Origin of the sequence: Proteus sp. G3927 (assembly GCF_963894685.1) — a bacterium.
GTDB classification, from domain to species: Bacteria; Pseudomonadota; Gammaproteobacteria; order Enterobacterales; family Enterobacteriaceae; genus Proteus; species Proteus mirabilis.
The window spans coordinates 338,324-356,856 of record NZ_CAWQGX010000030.1; the positions used below are offsets into that span (position 1 = coordinate 338,324).

16 protein-coding genes are annotated in these 18,533 nt (G+C 35.7%); 4 read left to right on the top strand and 12 right to left on the bottom strand.

All coding sequences use genetic code 11. The features are described from left to right. Positions 1-14: 14 nt before the first annotated feature. Both AACV00_RS14600 and AACV00_RS14605 read right to left on the bottom strand, forming a co-directional pair. Positions 15-398 carry a YkgJ family cysteine cluster protein gene (locus AACV00_RS14600; RefSeq protein WP_004243972.1) on the bottom strand — a complete coding sequence of 128 codons (384 nt, stop codon included), beginning with the start codon at positions 396-398 and terminating at the stop codon, positions 15-17. Positions 399-785: 387 nt separating this feature from the next. Beyond that, on the bottom strand, positions 786-1,130 hold the full coding sequence (locus tag AACV00_RS14605) for a DMT family protein (RefSeq protein ID WP_004248496.1): 345 nt from the start codon (positions 1,128-1,130) through the stop codon (positions 786-788). A 456-nt stretch (positions 1,131-1,586) separates the two neighbouring features. On the opposite strand from AACV00_RS14605, the gene umoC reads away from it, so the two are divergent. Beyond that, entirely contained in the window at positions 1,587-2,000 is a 414-nt protein-coding gene (gene umoC / locus AACV00_RS14610) for a flagellar biogenesis regulator UmoC (RefSeq protein WP_012368164.1), read from the top strand. Between the two features lie 106 nt (positions 2,001-2,106). Here the strand turns inward: umoC and AACV00_RS14615 are convergent, their stop codons facing one another. From AACV00_RS14615 to AACV00_RS14635, 5 genes are all read right to left on the bottom strand, one after another. After that, positions 2,107-2,811 (bottom strand): LutC/YkgG family protein, encoded by a 705-nt coding sequence (locus tag AACV00_RS14615; RefSeq protein WP_004250409.1) that lies wholly within the window; start codon positions 2,809-2,811, stop codon positions 2,107-2,109. A gap of 1 nt (position 2,812) precedes the next feature. Continuing rightward, positions 2,813-4,234, bottom strand: coding sequence for a LutB/LldF family L-lactate oxidation iron-sulfur protein (locus AACV00_RS14620; protein WP_004243964.1), 1,422 nt, complete (start codon positions 4,232-4,234; stop codon positions 2,813-2,815). Positions 4,235-4,244: 10 nt separating this feature from the next. Next, the gene (locus AACV00_RS14625; RefSeq protein WP_110706565.1) at positions 4,245-4,964 is read right to left on the bottom strand and encodes a (Fe-S)-binding protein; all 720 of its coding nucleotides are present in this window, start codon (positions 4,962-4,964) and stop codon (positions 4,245-4,247) included. A 136-nt stretch (positions 4,965-5,100) separates the two neighbouring features. Further along, positions 5,101-6,627 (bottom strand): L-lactate permease, encoded by a 1,527-nt coding sequence (locus AACV00_RS14630; RefSeq protein WP_004243961.1) that lies wholly within the window; start codon positions 6,625-6,627, stop codon positions 5,101-5,103. 1,629 nt (positions 6,628-8,256) lie between these two features. Then, a complete protein-coding gene (locus tag AACV00_RS14635; protein ID WP_110706566.1) occupies positions 8,257-9,429 on the bottom strand; it encodes an MFS transporter in 1,173 nt (390 codons plus the stop codon). Positions 9,430-9,747: 318 nt separating this feature from the next. Here AACV00_RS14635 and AACV00_RS14640 point away from each other — a divergent pair, with 318 nt between their 5' ends. From AACV00_RS14640 to AACV00_RS14650, 3 genes are all read left to right on the top strand, one after another. Continuing rightward, positions 9,748-10,326: an NAD(P)H-dependent oxidoreductase gene (locus AACV00_RS14640; protein ID WP_004243958.1), complete on the top strand. Its 579-nt coding sequence runs from the start codon at positions 9,748-9,750 to the stop codon at positions 10,324-10,326. Positions 10,327-10,354: 28 nt separating this feature from the next. Continuing rightward, a complete protein-coding gene (locus AACV00_RS14645; protein WP_110706567.1) occupies positions 10,355-10,933 on the top strand; it encodes a histidine phosphatase family protein in 579 nt (192 codons plus the stop codon). 419 nt (positions 10,934-11,352) lie between these two features. Then, a complete protein-coding gene (locus AACV00_RS14650; RefSeq protein WP_004243956.1) occupies positions 11,353-12,276 on the top strand; it encodes an AEC family transporter in 924 nt (307 codons plus the stop codon). 111 nt (positions 12,277-12,387) lie between these two features. Here the strand turns inward: AACV00_RS14650 and mqo are convergent, their stop codons facing one another. The 5 genes from mqo to AACV00_RS14675 form a co-directional block, all read right to left on the bottom strand. Further along, positions 12,388-13,884, bottom strand: a complete 1,497-nt coding sequence (mqo, locus tag AACV00_RS14655) for a malate dehydrogenase (quinone) (protein WP_004250418.1) — start codon at positions 13,882-13,884, stop codon at positions 12,388-12,390. 11 nt (positions 13,885-13,895) lie between these two features. Beyond that, positions 13,896-14,291 carry a cupin domain-containing protein gene (locus tag AACV00_RS14660; protein WP_004243954.1) on the bottom strand — a complete coding sequence of 132 codons (396 nt, stop codon included), beginning with the start codon at positions 14,289-14,291 and terminating at the stop codon, positions 13,896-13,898. A 591-nt stretch (positions 14,292-14,882) separates the two neighbouring features. Beyond that, the gene (locus tag AACV00_RS14665; RefSeq protein WP_036969478.1) at positions 14,883-15,569 is read right to left on the bottom strand and encodes a fimbrial protein; all 687 of its coding nucleotides are present in this window, start codon (positions 15,567-15,569) and stop codon (positions 14,883-14,885) included. An 833-nt stretch (positions 15,570-16,402) separates the two neighbouring features. After that, a complete protein-coding gene (locus AACV00_RS14670) occupies positions 16,403-17,005 on the bottom strand; it encodes a hypothetical protein (protein WP_036895431.1) in 603 nt (200 codons plus the stop codon). 2 nt (positions 17,006-17,007) lie between these two features. Continuing rightward, a partial coding sequence (locus AACV00_RS14675) for a VENN motif pre-toxin domain-containing protein (RefSeq protein ID WP_237612838.1) occupies positions 17,008-18,533 on the bottom strand: 1,526 nt, incomplete at its 5' end.

Here is an 18,533-nt window from a genome sequence, read left to right on the forward strand (position 1 = left end):
GCCCCTCTGATGTTCTACGCAGAATGCGGTAGAGAAATATTAGGAAGAGGAGGAAGCCCAAAAGCGGCTCTTGCCCGATCGCAAGCTTCATTTTTTACGCCATTAGCCCAAGATTGTTCAAACTCACGGCAAGGGGATGGTCTCTGTTCATAAATTGCACAACTCACGCATTCACCAACTTCACCAATCAATTTTTCACAGCGTGGTTGTTTCTCATTAGTTCCTTTCATACATGATAGAAAAGGGGTTAAGGGTTCGGTAAATTCGTCAGGAACAACACCACCACCACTTTTCATTTCAGCCCAATAGAAAGAGACTCTAAAATAGGCGCAACATGCACCACAATGCATACAGGGATTATCCTGCATATAAATAAAATCGTTAGAATGTTTGCTCATACCAGATACCGTTTTATCTGACCTTAAAGTAATATAAGAAGTTTTTGAAAATCGTTTTCACTTAAGAGAAGCAACAAAGAAAGAAAGAGAAACAATGCCTCTCTTAGCTAGCTATTATGCGCTGAATGAAAATATTTTTTCAAGAGCAATATTTGCTTTTTGTAGTCAAATTTCTACTAATGCAGTGCATAATATGGGATGTGGTAATTTATTGAATGATATAACTTAATCTTGCTATGAATTACTGGTTAGTACTTAATAATTGCAATCAATTATTTTGATTGTTTTTTGTTCGACTGATGCGGGACTCTACAAAACAAAAAACCTCATTTCGAAATGAGGTTTTGAAAATTTTCATTTATTTTATCAGCAACTATTTTTTATTCTTTAAAATGGCCCCTTAAAAATAAATAACGCACCCGCACCAATTAAAATAAAACCGATAAAGTGGTTAAGTGTGAAACTTTCACCTAAATAAGTCACCGAAAAAACAGCAAAAATGGTTAGTGTGATGACTTCTTGAATGGTTTTTAATTCGGCTGCGCTGTAATAGTTGTGGCCGATACGGTTTGCAGGAACTGCAAAACAGTATTCAACAAAAGCGATTAACCAACTGAGTAAGATCACTATAATTAACGGCTTGTTACCGTATTTTAAATGGCCATACCAAGCAAAAGTCATAAAGATATTGGAAATTATCAGCAGAATAATGGGGGTAAATTTATACAACATATTTGTCATACCACCAGAGGTTTTAAAGGGAGAAAGTAGCAAAAAATCAGCGATGAGATTACTGCAAAACGCTTTGTTTTGCTATTGACATCAAGTAAAAAAAGTCTATTTTTTTGCTTCTATTGCTAAAAATAGAACTTCGGAGGATCAAAAAAAATTGACTTAAATCGAGAAAAAACACTAAACCTGATTTTTTGTATATTATCCTCTCAATAGATAAATATAACGCTTACTAAGATTATTATTAAAACACCTTTTTTTATAAAAAATACTAATAAAATAGATAGATTTAAAGACTTATTAATTATAGTTTTACTTCTTATTAAGATTTATTTTCTACACTTAATGCGACATATCCTAAATTTGTGTTTTCGCACTAATAGATGTGGTGTTAATTCTTTAATACCTTATATTTGACAGTCAAATTTAGTAAAAAATTTATTATTGGGAGCCAACGTGAAGATAGGTACGCTTTTAATTTCTTACAGTTTACTCACAATGAGTTTGATCTCTTTTTCCTCCTTTGCTCAAGTAAATCACGATCCCCTGACCAAATGTTATGAGTTGTCAACAGATGCAAGCCAAACAACCATTAAAGCTTGTCTATTAGATGAACTGAGATTATCTGAAGAGCAGTTGAATGTTATCTATAATAAAAGCAAAGGCGACCTTGAAGATAGTGACTCTATCGCGGCTAAAAGTGCTATTGATGCATTAGTCAGTTCACAAGAGCAGTTTATTCTTTTTAGAAGTAGTGAATGCCAACGTCAATCTGCTTTAATGATGGGGGGCAATGGTGCTGATGAAGTATTGCTGGCTTGTGAAATAAAATTAAATCAATGGCGAGCTAAATTATTACTCACTAATTAAGCCATAAATACAAAACACCTGTATAAAAGGTGTTTTGTATTTGGGTCAATCCGTTGACCATGACGTTAAGTTATTTGGTTATCGTTTTTATATTGTTTCGTTTAAACTAACAATCTTCAATAATAAGATAAGCGGCATGAACTGGGCCATGAACTCCCCATACTTTGATTAATTCAATATCAGCCGTTGAGCTTGCACCACCAATTAAATTGATACATGAAGGCATTCTGATCCCATCTTGTGCCATTTTGTGTAAACGCTCTGCAAGTTGAGCCACTCGCGGTAAAATGTCACTTTTGCGTAAAATAACAATCGAGGTTTCAGGTAACAGGCTGACAGAACGCCCTTTTTCCGGAGAAGAAAACAGCACAATCCCGCCAGATTCTGTTAATCCCGCTTCCGCAAAGACAATCCCTATTTGAGAGCGCTCAGCATGAATAATATTTTCATGACCGAGTTTAGGATCCCAAATATAAGTTTCATATTTTTCACTAATAGCTTGTGTTACACCAAGTGCATTTAAGCGCTCATCACCACTTATTATCACTGAACCTTGACAATCATAGCTTTCACAAAGCGCTATTAAGCTATTTATCACTTGTTCTGGTTTAGTGATAACGCATCTTACTTGCTGGGTTTGTGCAAAATCAGTAAATTCTTTGCATAATTCATCTTGGGTTAAATTTGTTAAGCGTGTTTTAGCTAAATTATTAATAGGGGGATCTTGTGGTTTTGGCGTATGCGTCACTTCACGTCCTAATTTTTGAGCAATAGTTTGCAGAAACTCAGCACGATTTTGTTCGTTTAACATATTATTTTTTTCCTTCTGCTTTGTGGCGCTTAAACCAACTACGGAAACTATAACCATCGGGTTTTGGGAGATCACGTGATGCCATCCAATCATTGAGTACACTTATCTTGATTGGAGTTGAGCCATTTTTGATCATCAAGCCCGCCATCTTAGCCCCTACATTCATGCCAACTTTCCAAAGCGTGGGGTGCGCATTAATGTAATTAAACATACCGGTTACACGACGCTCAGCTTTTGGTGTTAAACCACTTTCCGCCATGACTCGACGATGTTTAAGGATCAATTGTGCTAAAGGGATTTTGACCGGACAGACCACATTACATGCATTGCATAATGAGCAGGCATAAGGTAAGTCATGAAAATCTTTATAGCCTCCTAAGAGTGGCGAAATAACTGCACCGATAGGGCCGGGATAAATAGAGCCATAAGCATGACCACCGATATTACGATAAGCAGGACAGGTGTTTAGACAGGCTCCACAACGGATACAGCGTAGAATATCTTTAAATTGTGAGCCTAAAATTTCAGAGCGACCATTATCGACAATCACTAAATGAAACTCTTCAGGGCCATCAACATTACCCGCTTCACGAGGTCCAGTTACCCAAGTGTTATAACTGGTTAGGCGTGAGCCAACCGCACTACGACATAACATCGTGATCAGCGGATCGACTTCTTCAAAAGTAGGCGCAACACGTTCCATTCCCATAACGGCAATATGGGTTTTAGGTAATGTGGTCGTCATCCGTGCATTACCTTCGTTAGTCACTAAACAGACTGAGCCTGTTTCTGCAACCGCAAAGTTACAACCTGTGACTCCAATATCAGCAGAAAGAAAATCTTGTCGAATACGTTGCCTGATAAAAAGGGTCATATCTTCAGGGGTTTCACTACCTTGATAACCTAGTTTTTCATTTAGTACTTTACGTATTTGGTAGCGATCTTTATGGATCGCCGGCACAACAATATGAGAAGGGGGATCGTTATCCAGTTGCAGAATATATTCACCAAGGTCGGTTTCGATAATCTCAATACCTTCATTTTGTAAGGCTTTGTTCATACCGATTTCTTCGGTTACCATCGATTTTGATTTAACGATTTTCTTGGCATTTTTCTGTTTGGCAACGTTACAAATATAGCGTGTCGCATCTTCTGCCGTTTTGGCAAAATAGACATGACCGCCGTTTTCAGTCACTTTTTCTGATAATTGATAAAGATAAGCGTCTAAGTTTTCAAGAACATGGTTACGGATTTGTTCTGCGCGATCACGCCATGCTTCCCAATCACCTAACTCTTTTACCATTATTTGGCGATTGGCTCCAATGCGCTCTTGTGCCATAACAACGGCGTTACGCATAATGGTATCATTCATTTCATGCGCTAAGCGTGGTCTAAAATCGATATTACTGGTTTTAATAGACATTGCAGCCCCCTTATTGACTCATTAAAACTTGTGCAATATGTAGCACTTTGACAGGACGCTTTTCACGACTTAAACGGCCTTGAATATTAATTAAACAACTGGTGTCTGCACCAATGACGTAATCAGGGCTGACTTCCATGATATGTTTTACTTTTTCAGTGACCATTTCACCGGAAATTTCTGACATTTTTACTGAGAAGGTGCCGCCAAAACCACAACAAGTTTCTGAATTGGCGAAAGGTAACATTTCGAGTCCTTCAACATGTTTTAATAAGGTTAAAGGTTCACTAACAACCCCTAACTTTCGCGTTAAACTACAAGAGGGATGATAAACCGCTTTACCCACAAGGCGGGCGCCAACATCAACCACACCTAAGGTGTTGACGATAAAGCTGGTAAGATCAATTAAACGATCGGCCACACCTTGGGCTCGCAGCGCCCATTGAGGCTCATCGGCAAGATAGCTGGGATAGCCTTTAATCGCATAAGTGCAAGAGCCTGCAGGGGAAATAATCGGATAATCATTAACTTCTAATGTCTCAATTAATGATTTCATTGCGGGTTTTGCATCATTAACATAACCGCTATTAAGTGCTGGCTGACCACAGCAACCCTGGCGCTCTTGAAATAATACTTCGCAACCTAATTTTTCGAGCAATAATACGGTATCTCGTGCCGAATCTGCTTTTAGCACATCACCAAGACAGGTTGCATAAAAATTAACTTTCATTCACCGAACTCCAAAACATCGCTCAGATGTTGTCATTTTTATTTAAGATAAAATTCTTATTGGTTATTTTTCTTTATTTTCGTTATGTCAAAGCGATAGGTGATAGCCAAGATAAGCCATCACTTATCTTGTATAGTTAATTCATTAAGTGATAAATAATGCCGATTTTGGCACCTAGGATGATGATATAGGCAATACAATATTTTAATGTTTCTCGCATAATGGCACTGCTTTGCCCATCCATTTTGGTCGCCGAAACGGCGATCGCGATGCTTTGTGGTGAAATCATCTTACCGCCAGTCGCCCCAGAGGTATTAGCCGCTGCGAGAATAAAGGGATCAACATGGAGTTTTGCCGCTGCACTGGTTTGAAGCTTGCCAAATAGTACGTTAGAGTTTGTATCGCTTCCGGTTACAAACGTTCCTAGTGCACCAATGACTGGGGCAATAAAGATAAATCCAGCGCCAGTAAAGTTAACTAATGTTTCCGCAATGCTACCAATCATGCCACTGAAATCCATTACCGTTGCCATCGCAACAATAGCCATAATGGCAATAATGGAGTTCTTTAATTGAATTGTGGTTTTTACTAATACAGAAAAGAGCGTTGAAAGGCTTGCACCTTGAATAGTGCCACCAACAAAACTCGCTAAAATAATCAATACCCCAGGCGTACTTAACCAAGCAATAGTTTGATATTCAGTTTGAGTATCACTTAATACAAAAGGAATTTTAGTTGCAATAGTTCCTACTGCGGTTTGGATTGTAGGGAATAGCGGAGAGCAGGCTAAGATAAAAATAAAAGTAAACAGATAGATAGAGCTAGCGACTAATAGCTCTTTAGCTGAGTGTTTTGTTGGCTGTTTACTTTTATCATGGCCTGTTTTCATGCGTTTAGCCAAGAAAATAACCACAATCAGACTGACTAGGCTTCCTGCAAAGGCAGGTAATTCCGCACCTAAATTAGCTGCGACAATATATTGAGGGATTAAGGTGCTGATCCCACACATTAAAGTAATAAAGCCGACACCTTTAATGGCTTTAATACCACCACCAGCAATAGCAACAATGACAAAAGGTAATAGAATATTGAATAAACCAAGTTGGATAATAATGGTTTTACTTAACACCAATACATCAAGGCCGGTATTTTGTGCCAAAATAGACACTGGAATACCAACGGCACCAAATGCGGTAGGTACCGTATTTGCGACTAGTGAAGCGACAGCTGCTTTAAAGGGATCAAAACCTAGTGCGATTAAAATACCGATAGGAATAGCAACTGCTGTACCATAACCTGCAACTGCTTCTAAAAAACCGCCAAAACACCAAGAGATAAGTAAAACTTGTACGCGTTTATCATCGCTGATCCCCGCTAATACGTCTTTTAATACCTCCATTCCCCCTGTTTTTAGCATTAGGTTATAGCTGTAAATAGCCGCCAGAATAACGATGATAATCGGCCATAACCCCTTTACCGCACCATAAAGTACAGATACAGAGGCAAATTGAAGGGTGTTATTCCAATGAAAAATAGCGAGAGCCACAGTGATAATTAGCGAAACGAGGACAGCGTGATGAACGGCCGATTTCATTTTTAAAATCATAAAAATCAGAACGGCTAAAGGAACAATTCCCAGTAAAAATGATAGATAGTCTGACATAATTATTTTTATCCTTAAGTTTGCAATTTTTTATCGTTTATCACTGCACCGGCAAACCTATTCATTCGTCATTTATGTTTTGTGTAGGGCACTTAGTTTGATGGTTTTCTATTTTGCTGAAACGATAAATCATAAAGAAAAAAAGATAGTTACCTAAAGAAATAATATAAGCATTCGTTACTTAAACTATTGTCAGGTTAGGTTGTGGGCTATTGTAGGAAAAATTTAGAAAGATGTAATAGAATAAAATCAATTGTGTGACAAATATAAAAAAAATCTATTTTTGTTACTAACTAGTTATTATTTGTCTTGTTTTTTGACTTTTATCAATGTAATTAATTTATTGTTATTGTTATCAAGATGATTTTTGATAGTAAAAATAGAGTTTTTTATTACTTATACTGGTAACTTGTTCGATACATTAAAGCCTAAATTAGCTTTTTTTATTGGTATCCGGCTCATTCGACACCTATAAAATATAAATTTTTCTAATGTTTTTTGTCTGTGTTATAAAAATCAGTTTTATAAACCAAAGTACGTTACCATTTAATATATTCATTATTGATATTAATTATTTTTTATATTTTATCTTTCATTATAATTAATAAATAATAATATTTTATTTTTAAATTTATATAGAGATTAATTCTTTTTATTTTTAATTTTAAAAGTTTTTTTATTTTAAGATTTTTTATTTATTTTTTTGTGGAAAATAAAGATGATAAAAAATAAACGCTAATTTATTTTATATTGCTTTGTTCCAATAAATAAGAATATGATTAATGTTAGATATATTAGTCATTCAGAATTCATAAAGAAAAGATAATATTATACAAATTGTTTAGTTGACACTTTACTATCAGTGATGAAGTTCTTTTTTATGTTACATTATGATATTACTAGTATAATAGGTAAATTATTTGTATTACAAATCAGTGTGATAATTAATATTTAAACAAGTGATTAGATAAGAATGCTGTAAATATTGAATGGCTAGTAAATATAGCTAAAGTTAAAATAGTGATCGAGATCTGCTTTTTTCTTAATAAAAAATCGTCATATATACCAAAAAAGAGGATGTCTTATTATTACTCTCTATTTTTAATGGTGACTAAAACGACTATTGTTAGGGTATTAACAAAGGGGAAATAATACATAAACTAGAAAATTGTCAGCATATCATTTTCACTCACTTATCTGTTTTTCCGCTTATTATTATTTCTTTGTTATCGGGTGCAAGTAGCGAAAATTTCTGCCACTTAACAATCAGGTTTATTCTGTTTTTGCTGCTTGTTTTTTCTACAGACTTTGACGCTTGTTTATTTGAAATCGCGTTAAGTACGATCGCTTATAAAGTCTGAGAGTTTGAAAATAACGCCCATAAAAAGCAAGATCAGCTGATAAAAATCTTTATCGTTGATAAATAATCTCATAAGTTATGTTAGCAATGTTTTAGGATTTAACATTTGAGGTTATTTTATGCTCAGAGTGAAAAATAGCCATGTTGTTCATAAAAAGCATCTGTATGGTGATTGTGATTAGCAGTGTTGAACAGCGATTAAATCAAAAAGCAATCAAACTGCGACTCATTATGAATCGCAGTTTGAGATTATATTGAGCTATTTACGCTTATAAAGAATTAACGCAACATTCTGAGGAGAACGATTTTTTTATTTTGATTTGTGAATAGACGAGAAGCAGGCCAATAACGCCTACCAGTGCCGCGGTTAAAGGCACAATGTTATAACTGTATTTTAATGCGATACCGCCGATGATGGCTCCGATAGCATTACCTAAATTAAACGCACCTATATTTACCGATGAAACTAAGGCGGGTGCATCATGGGCGATTTGCATTGTTTTAATTTGTAACGCGGGAACAAGTGCAAAGCTTGAGATACTCCAAATAAAAATAGTCGCCACTGCCAGATACACATTATTGGAAACTAACGGCAAAACTGACATAGAGCCGATAAGTTGGATGAAGAAAAGGATTAATGTTTTTTCGATACCGTAAGAAGATAGTTTTCCTCCTAAGTAATTCCCGATAGTAAATCCTAGACCAATAATAACTAATACCACAGCGACATGGCTTTCAGATATATGAACGGTATTGGTTAAAAAAGGAGCAATGTAGGTATACAAGGCAAAAAGTGCAGAGGCACCAAATACGGTTGTTAATAGTGCTAATACAACGGGTAAGCGAGTAAGAACACCCAGTTCATATTTAATATTAGGCTTATTTCCTTTAGGCATAACAGGTAAAAACATTAATAATCCGATTAGGGTAATAAAACCCAGACCTGAAATTAATATAAAGGCTAATCTCCAGCCATATTGTTGTCCAATCCAAGTGACTAAGGGTACACCGACTAAATTAGCGATAGTCAATCCCATAAACATAGCAGCGACGGCAGAGGCTTGTTTATGTTTTTCAACTAAACTGGCAGCAACGACAGAGCCGATACCAAAAAAAGCACCATGATTTAGGCTAGTGATCAACCGAGCTATCATTAAGCTCCAATAACTATCTGCTTGTGCGGCTAATAGATTTCCTGCAATAAATAATAATAACAATAATCCCAATGCATGACGTTTGGTTAATTTGCCAAGACTTAATGTCATAATAGGTGCACCAATCATCACCCCAACAGCATAACCAGTAATTAATCCACCTGCGGTTGCTATGGAAATACTCAGTCCATTAGCAATATTAGGTAGCAATCCCATAGGTGTAAATTCGGTGGCTCCTATGGCAAATGCTCCTGTAGCGAGGGTAAATAAAGGAAAAAATGCTTTCATTATTGTTCCTAGTAAAATAGCGTATAAAGGTAATGTTAAATTGGTAAAAAGTTTAATTAGCGCTAGATAGGCAATAAAGTAGACAATAAACAATAGACTTTTGCGATAAAAGCAATAATCCACTTTATTGAAATACACAGTGATTAATGGCTACTTTTTTAGCATTTTTAACTTATTGTTGGTTTATTTTGTTTCGATAAAAGTGATTAATACTGCAGTGTCTCTTTTGGGTGATTTTTTGCCCTGAAGTGCATCCGTTTATTTTCTGTTAAAATAGCTCATATTAAATATTTAGTAGTAAGAAAATTAGGAGTAAATATGAATATTCTACTTATTAACGGTGGACAAAAATTTGGGCATTCTGCAGGACAATTAAACCGTACATTACATGATATCGCTCTGGCACATTTGGCGACATTAGGGCATCAGGTAAAAGAAACACAAATTGAAGAAGGCTATGATATCAACGAAGAGATAGAGAAATTTATCTGGGCTGATACTATTATTTATCAGATGCCGGGCTGGTGGATGATGATGCCATGGAAAGTGAAAAAGTATATGGATGAAGTTTATACTTATGGTCACGGCAAACTATATGAAAACGATGGACGTACTCGTCATGATCCAAGCAAACAATATGGTAGCGGGGGATTGTTGCAAGGTAAGCAATATATGATCTCCGTGACTTGGAATGCCCCTATTGAAGCTTTCAATGAATTTGGTAATTTCTTTGATGGGCGAGGGGTTGATGGTGTCTATTTTGCTTTTCATAAATCACAACAATTTCTTGGTTTATCTCAGCTGCCTACTTTTATGACCAACAACGTCATTAAAGAGCCTAATATTGAGAAAGATATTGTAGAATATAAAGCACATCTAACCAAAGTCTTTGGCTAAAAATTAAACGGCTCAAAAGGAGTGTTATATGCGCTATATCATTATCTTTTTGAGCCTCATTTTATATGGATTTAATCTTATGGCTTATTCAGAACAAACGCTGGTATTTATCCGTCATGGTGAAAAGCCTGATAATGATAGCGGGCAATTAAGTTGTCAGGGATTAAATCGTGCGTTAGCGTTACCTAATCGATTGATAACACAATTTGGTCAGCCTGATGCGTTATTTGCTGCAGCACCAAAACAAAATAAACTTGGAAATTCATTACGCTCTCTTCAAACTTTAACACCTCTTGCGGTGAAAACATCACTGCCAATCCATTTAAATTACCATGCCAAAGAGATAGACCCATTACGTAATAAACTGCTGAGCGAAGAATATCAGAATTCAGTCATTTTTATTGCTTGGGAGCATGATAATTTAGTTAAAGTAGTAAGAGATATTGTGGCGCAATTTGGTGGTGATCCAAAAGCTATTCCTAAATGGGAAAGTGGTGATTTTGATAGTATCTATATATTAAAAATAATCCAAGAAGCAGATAAGAAAAAAGTGCTCTTTGAGCAACAGCATCAACAGCTAAATGATGTGCCTAAACAGTGTCCTTAGGCTGAAAAACGCAATATATCATTGTCATATATATTAAAATAAGCTCGATTAATCATTTCCATATGGTTTAATTTATTGCTACCTATTTTATTTTTTATTCAAAAACTATTCTTTTATTATCTGTTTATTACCATTGTTAGGTTTATTTTAAGTAAAAATACTTAAAATCCTAATTGCCGTGTTGGTTTACTTCCCTGTTTAGTTTACTCGATAAAGTATCCTGTTGATCATTGTGAAGTAATATTGTTATTTATCATTTGAATGATTTTAAATATATCCGATAATTAAAATGTTCTAATTTTTATTACTAGGTAATAATACGAATATTTTTACTTTATTCATATAATAGATAACTATTTTGTTATCAGTTATAGACATTGAATAAAGTGGGGACACTATATTAAGCAACCAGAGGTAATATGTTACTACAAACCATTTTAGCAGCGCTGGGCCCCATTATCTTAGGGCTTTTAGTTGGCTGGCTTTCCGGTAAATATGGATTTATTAAAAGAGAGTATTCACAAGCCTTTGCTGATTTTGTCGTTAAAATTGCTCTGCCTTTTTCACTCTTTTTAGCGGCAACCCAAGCTTCTCCGTCGGTTTTCTTTAATATCGACTATCTATTAGCTCTCGCGGTAGGATTAATTGTTTCTTATCTTATTGGTTTTTTAGGCGGCAAGTTCTTTTTTAAACATGATAAAAAGAACTCAGCAATGCAGGCATTATCGGTTTCATTTCCTGATATGGCTTATTGTGGACCACCAGTATTACTGGCAACAGTCGGCTCATCTGGTTTGATTGCTATGGTGGTGGGAAATTTGATCTACACGGTAATTATTTTACCTTTTACTATCATGATCATTAGTGGTGCCAAACAAGGAAAAAGCATTTTACAGTCATTGCTTAATGCTATCTCTCAGCCATTAGTTTTCCTGCCTATTTTGGGGGCTATGCTAGCTATTTTCGGCGTTAAGCTACCAGAGATTTTACAAAACTCAGTGAATGAAATAGGGAAAACATCTGGTGGTGTAGCATTATTTTTCTTAGGACTATTAATTTCAGGGCTCAAACTCAAAGTTAATACTGAAATTGTTTTTAATGTGATAATAAAGAATGTTGTACAAGGGGCATTAATTTTAGGAACGGGATTTGCACTTGGATTAGAAACTGAATTATTAAAAGCCGTCTTTCTAATTGGTGTATTGCCTACTGCAACAGCGGTGCCTGCTTTAGCTATTACAAATAAGGCCTATGCTGATATGGCAACGGGCACTGTATTATTAAGTACGCTATGTTCATTACTTTCTATTATTGGTGGTATCACTATTGTAGAAATGATGTAATTTTTCTAAGTATATTTACTTGGAAAAGGGTAATTAATAATAACGATGCAAATAAAAAATAAAACAGACCTTTAATTTCCGGTCTGTTTTATTTTTATCGGTAAGATATAACTAAGGTGTTTCTAATTTTAATATCTTAGCCGTTGATGCACGAATATTACGACAAGCATCGGCATCTATTTTGAGATCAATACCATAAGTTGGAATAATCGTTTTAAGACGATCTTCCCAACCCTCATTTTCAAGTTGCTGTTTAAAGCAAGATTTAATGATATTGATGGCAATAAATGCTGCTGTAGAAGCGCCAGGTGATGCCCCCAATAACACTGAAAATGATTTATCTGCGCTACTAATTAGCTCAGTACCAAACTCTAATACGCCATGATGTTTAGCTGCGGGTTTAATAATCTGCACTCGTTGACCTGCAACAGCTTCTTGCCAATCCTCATGTTGAGCCTGAGGATAGAACTGTTTAAGCATTTCAAATTGATGTGCTGACGTTTGTAATACTTGACCAATTAAATATTCAGTTAATGACCAGTTATCTTTCGCGACATCTAGCATAGGTTCAATATTGCTGGGGCGAATTGACTCAAATAAATCTAAATAGGAGCCGTGTTTTAAAAATTTACTTGAAAAACCAGCATAAGGGCCAAAGAGTAGGGAGCGTTTACCTGCAATAATACGAGTATCAAGATGGGGGACAGACATCGGTGGTGAGCCTACATCTGCTTTTCCATAAACTTTGGCATGATGGCGAGAGCTGATTTTATCTTCATCACAACGTAGCCAAATACCACTAACAGGGAAACCACCGTAGCCTTTACCTTCTGGAATACCTGATTTTTGGAGTAAATCGATAGCACGTCCACCGGCACCAACAAATACATATTTAGCTGTAATTAGGTATTTATCATGGGTGGTGAGATCTTTAACTTCGATATTCCAACCACCAGTCTCATTTCTTTTGATATCAATAACATCATGTTTATAGTGCAACTCAAAATTATCTTGTTGAGAAAGTTGCTTAACTAATAGATGTGTTAATGCGCCATAATCGACATCAGTACCAGTAGCTACTCGGGTGACAGCAAGCTGTTGATTCGGATCACGCCCTTCCATAATTAATGGCGCCCAATCTTCAATTTGCTGTTTGTCTTCACTGTATTGCATATTTTCATAACAGTGATTGGCAGACATTTGGCGATAGCGTTGATGAAGGAATTTAACGTTATCTGCACCCCAAACAAAACTCATATGAGGGCAAGCATGAATAAAATCACGCGGATCGGCAATTTTTCCTTTTGTTACTAAATAAGACCATAATTGGCGCGATAAATCGAACTCGGTGTTCACTTCTAACGCTTTACTGATATTAACGGTGCCGTCAGGATTTGGTGGCGTATAATTTAGCTCACAGTTAGCAGCATGTCCTGTTCCCGCGTTATTCCATGAGTTAGAGCTTTCTTGACCACAATCATTAAGTCTTTCAAACATCGCGACTTTTAAATTAGGCTCTAGTTCTTTAAGAAGTGTGCCAAGTGTTGCACTCATAATGCCAGCACCAATGAGCGCGACATCTACATGTTCACTAATAGTTTTATTCATACAGACCCCAATTACTTAGTTGTTTTGGTAGGTTTAAAACATAATCCTGCATCTTCTTTGTAAACAACATAAGCTCGTCGCCAAGGTTCATCATCCATAAGACGCCATTTATGACCAGTGCCACTGTTATCTTGCGCTAACAACACATCACCGGGTTTAATGATAAAAGTTGAGCCATCTTTTGTTTCAAACTCTAATGTTCCTGATAACGTAATAACATAACGAGGAACGGGATCTTGATGCCAATCATATGAACCACCTGAAGTTGTTTCTCTAAACGATAACTCTGAAACAGCAATTGGCAAACTTTCACTATCGCCTCGTGAACTATCCTTAAATTCGATGATACCTTCTTCAAATAAAGAGTTACCATCTTCTCCGGTCCATAAGCGAACACATCGTATCATTTCGTCAAACTCCTTTAATATTTTGATACTTAAAATTTGATATTAGTTTAGTATAGATAACTTTCTTATTATTTCTTCCAATCACTATCACAATTAGGCGTTTTTATTACTAAAATAATCGTAGCAGTAATTAAATAATATAGTTGATTATTATAGCTATTTAGTCTCTAACTTTAAGGGGAAGGTTTATTTTTATTGATGTGATATATAGATATGTTTGTGTTTTGTTTTTATTGAAAATAATTCGCTAAAAGATATTTTTTAAAGTTAATTATTTTTAGTTGTTGTGTCATATTTTAAGTATTAATACTGATAATTTATATTAATAAAAATAGTTAGAGTGCAGAGTTTGGATTAACGAAAATAGAGATATTTCCTCACGCTTTTGACGAAAGAGGGGGATTCTTTTTTTGTTATCGTTATAGTAATTACTCTCTTATTGGCATGTGATTAAGTTTAGCTGAAGGGTTGATTGGCGGTTTTTAGGTATCAGCACGATCAGTACACAGCATTATAGATAAGTTGATAACACAAGATAATCACAATAAAAATTAACATATATTATATTGTGATTATCAATGATTTTGAAATTTAGACACCAAAGTTAAAAGTAAAAACAGCTTCACCTATATAATCAATTCTATCAGTTAAATCGATATTGTTTTGTGCCAATTTTTTTCTTGATAAAATATACGCATACCTACTTTCGTTATAAGCTCCTATTTGTATTTTTGCATTAAACACTTTTCCAGCTATAAGTTTTAAATTGTTTTTATCAACCTGGGCTTGAGGTTCACTAGTTAACGCTGTTAAGGTATCTTTAAAAATAGTTGCAGACGATCCAGTCCAAATCTTATCTGCCACTCTTCCTAAATAAGCTCGTTTATTATCAACTTTGATATCAATGACATCAATTATATATCCACCAATCTCTTGTTCTGTATTTTTTGCATTAACTAATCCAAAAACGCTAATTTTCGCTGAATCTGTTGAACTTGTTTTATAAGTATCTGATACCTTAAGTGTTAAATAATTGCTTGCGTCACAGGATATTTTGATATTGGCACTCTTAGCTCCTAGTGCGTAATTTTCCTCAGCAGGAATAAAAGAGGGGGATATTACACCATAATCAATAATAATATCATTATCACCAGCATTAACGGTGCAAGTAGGGGGAGTAATATCACCGTTTATTTTTAAGTTAGCGCCTGGTGGAGTAGCTAATGCTGGTGTTGACATTACAATCAGCGTAGCAAGACTAAATAGCAATTTTTTCATATAGCCATTCCTTTTTATAAATTTAAAAATATAAATAATACTCTATAATACACAATCTATAATTTTATTTAATTACAAATTGATATATTTTTAATTTATCTAATTAAGATATTCTTAAAGTGATTGTTATTTTATATTTATTCTATTTTTAAACTGTAGCTATCCAATTATCATAGATATTACTAAAGATAAAAATAATTTTTATCTTTTTTAGAGTAAGTGTAGAGTAATTTTAAAAATTAAATTGTTATTTTTTTGATGATGGTAAGTTAATTATTTATTAATATTTGTTCTTTATAGATAACTCTATTTATATTTGTAGACGAACCATGATTAAGGACTATTCGAGTATCGCTTTCAACCATAAAAGTAGATATTTTATCTTTATTTGCAGCTACACCATTTCTATTACTCAGTCTGCGGTCTTCATATCGGTAAATAAGGTACTGCCTTGCGACTGGTGGCTGTCGGTGTGGGTTTCGCTTTTCGACGGTTGGCATTAGTGCGCAGTTGTAAGGCAAAACAACAACTTATTCCATTTATATTCAGCTAGATAAAACTCATTTTTTAGTATTTTCAGTTTGTTATAAACTAATCTCCCCAGGGAATACTCGCCGAACACAAGTGCCTAGACGTGCATTTTTGAGCATAGAAAGAGATAAAGCGGAATTAAAACCAGACGCTATATAGATAGAGGGCTACTTTCCCAATCGAGGTAAACTGAACCCCCGCCCCAAAAGTCATCTTAAGTGGTAATTAGTTGAAGGATAATAACATATAAAAATGTAAGGAGATTTTAGTATTACGCTAAAATCTCCTTAATTATATTATTACTAGCGGTACATTTTTGGGAAGTATTCGTTGATTTTATCGTTATCCAACACTCTATCGATAGTAAAATCTACTGTATCCGAAACAGCTATTCCATGACGTAATTCTTCTGGAAAATCATTGATTGAGGCGTATATTGTTGGTACTAAATACCTAAAATAGTCTCCCATTTTAGTTTTTCCAGTAAAACCAACAGGATAGTCTTCTCCTTCCTTACTGCCTTCAACTCCATGATAAACAAAAAAACCTTTATTAGCGGATAGATTAGCCTCACTATAATGACCTGATTTTATCAAGTCAGCTTGAAGAACACAGATAATATTATTCCTATCTAAATCAGAGCGTTGTCGCCAAGCAGAGTATAAATCAAGTTCAAAATTGCCATTCTTGTTTTTCGGATAATGGTTAAATACTTGAGATTCTTCCCACATATATTCACAAAGATGATCAAGCAATGATTCTACATTTTTAATACTTAACAAATTTATTGGTAGATCACCAAAACAGTTATTTACCATAACCGCAATTTTTCCATGTTTATCCATTGCAAACCAAGTATAAATTGCTCCAAAACCGGGCTCCCAATTTTCATTTAAAACACTCATTATTACTTTCCTTTTGGCCATGTAACACTGCAGTTGTCGCAAGATGGAATTATTGCATCTGCTGGGATATCATCTTTTCGCCAAACATCTCTAGGTCTTAATGCTTCAGTAAACTTAATCTTTGAGGGATTGGAACCCTGCCTAATAAGCTGATCCGCTGCTGATACCTCTGCGCATGCTCCAGCCTTGTTTTTACAAAAACTTGTAAACTCTCCTATCTTAACGCCCAGCTGCTTTTCTATGTAGCTGACTGTCGTCGGATGTAATGAATCTGCTGTAATATTTGCATTACTATTACCTACGGCTGTTTTACCTGTAGAAGAATCATAAGCTCCGATCATTGTTGCATTTTTAGAAGCCTGACTTTTAGAAGAAAACATATTTATTTCATTAATAAGCTCTTTCTGAGCTTTATTAGCAAATACCTGTTCTTCTTTAGTCAAGTAATCCGCAAACTTCGAAGATTCATTTCCTTTCTGATTTGCTTCTAAATTCTTTCTAATCGTATCTTCTACTACATTAGGTGAAGGTTTACCAGTTAATGAGCTTTCATTTGGTTTAACATTTGGCTTAGCAACATCTTTTCCAAACTGTTTTACTAATGCGCCTGAGTTTGCAACTGCAGACGTACCACCAAGCAAATAAATCGAACCAACATACATTCCCGCACGTGAGCGAGCTTCTTCATCTGTATACCCAAAGTTTTTAAACGCTTTAGTATAAGATTCCAATAGATTATATGCTTGCTGTGCTTCCGGTGAAGTCGAATTCAATAGCCTTTCAATTTCTTGATAACCAGCCTGCGCTGTTTTTGGATTTTGATACGTCAAACTGACGTAGGTATCTATCGTTTTGAATGCATCTTTTCTAGCAGCGGTACATTCAGGTGAAACACCGCCTGCACAGGCATCAAGTAATCTTTGTGTTGTTTCTGTATCTTTAATTCGCAGCTCAGCGAGTTTCTGTTGCTCGACCTCAGTGATCTTACCTTGCTTCTCTTTTAGCTCCAGTGACGTCTTCTGGCGGTGCTCTGAGTCGCTAAGATAGTTATTCTCAACCGCATTTTTCCCAGCTTGCGAGCCAGTAATTGCACCGGCCATATCACCGGTAGTCAGTCCACCAGCAAGACCTGCTGCCAATTGGCTTAGTGCACTGACTTGCTGTTTCTCACTCTCGGTTAAGTCTGAAACCTTCTTGCCTGGGAAGAGGGTGTTTAAGATAACATGAGCGGACAGTTCACCGCTACCAGCACCTAATCCACCTGCAACGGCAGATTGGTTATTTAGCTCAGCGACCACGGCACCTAATACTGCATGTGCCATGGCATTCGCGGCTTTATTATCTTCGCCAACCTGCTGTTTTATCAATGTTGCTAAGTACGGTGACGAGGCATTCGCCAATGCACCGGCTAAATTATCACCTGCCAGCCCTTGCAGTAATCCTGTCACCGCTTGGGCGGCTTTTTGGAAGTCGCTGCCCGTGCCGTATTGTGCCATGGCATTGTTGTAGGCTTGGTCTTTAATGGCTT

What these genes read in the sequence shown, in the direction of transcription:
- AACV00_RS14600 (WP_004243972.1), bottom strand. Translation starts at nt 398, where the DNA reads ATGAGCAAACATTCTAACGATTTTATTTATATGCAGGATAATCCCTGT.
- AACV00_RS14605 (WP_004248496.1), bottom strand. Translation starts at nt 1,130, where the DNA reads ATGTTGTATAAATTTACCCCCATTATTCTGCTGATAATTTCCAATATC.
- AACV00_RS14615 (WP_004250409.1), bottom strand. Translation starts at nt 2,811, where the DNA reads ATGTTAAACGAACAAAATCGTGCTGAGTTTCTGCAAACTATTGCTCAA.
- AACV00_RS14620 (WP_004243964.1), bottom strand. Translation starts at nt 4,234, where the DNA reads ATGTCTATTAAAACCAGTAATATCGATTTTAGACCACGCTTAGCGCAT.
- AACV00_RS14625 (WP_110706565.1), bottom strand. Translation starts at nt 4,964, where the DNA reads ATGAAAGTTAATTTTTATGCAACCTGTCTTGGTGATGTGCTAAAAGCA.
- AACV00_RS14630 (WP_004243961.1), bottom strand. Translation starts at nt 6,627, where the DNA reads ATGTCAGACTATCTATCATTTTTACTGGGAATTGTTCCTTTAGCCGTT.
- AACV00_RS14635 (WP_110706566.1), bottom strand. Translation starts at nt 9,429, where the DNA reads ATGAAAGCATTTTTTCCTTTATTTACCCTCGCTACAGGAGCATTTGCC.
- AACV00_RS14640 (WP_004243958.1), top strand. Translation starts at nt 9,748, where the DNA reads ATGAATATTCTACTTATTAACGGTGGACAAAAATTTGGGCATTCTGCA.
- AACV00_RS14645 (WP_110706567.1), top strand. Translation starts at nt 10,355, where the DNA reads ATGCGCTATATCATTATCTTTTTGAGCCTCATTTTATATGGATTTAAT.
- AACV00_RS14650 (WP_004243956.1), top strand. Translation starts at nt 11,353, where the DNA reads ATGTTACTACAAACCATTTTAGCAGCGCTGGGCCCCATTATCTTAGGG.
- mqo (WP_004250418.1), bottom strand. Translation starts at nt 13,884, where the DNA reads ATGAATAAAACTATTAGTGAACATGTAGATGTCGCGCTCATTGGTGCT.
- AACV00_RS14660 (WP_004243954.1), bottom strand. Translation starts at nt 14,291, where the DNA reads ATGATACGATGTGTTCGCTTATGGACCGGAGAAGATGGTAACTCTTTA.
- AACV00_RS14665 (WP_036969478.1), bottom strand. Translation starts at nt 15,569, where the DNA reads ATGAAAAAATTGCTATTTAGTCTTGCTACGCTGATTGTAATGTCAACA.
- AACV00_RS14670 (WP_036895431.1), bottom strand. Translation starts at nt 17,005, where the DNA reads ATGAGTGTTTTAAATGAAAATTGGGAGCCCGGTTTTGGAGCAATTTAT.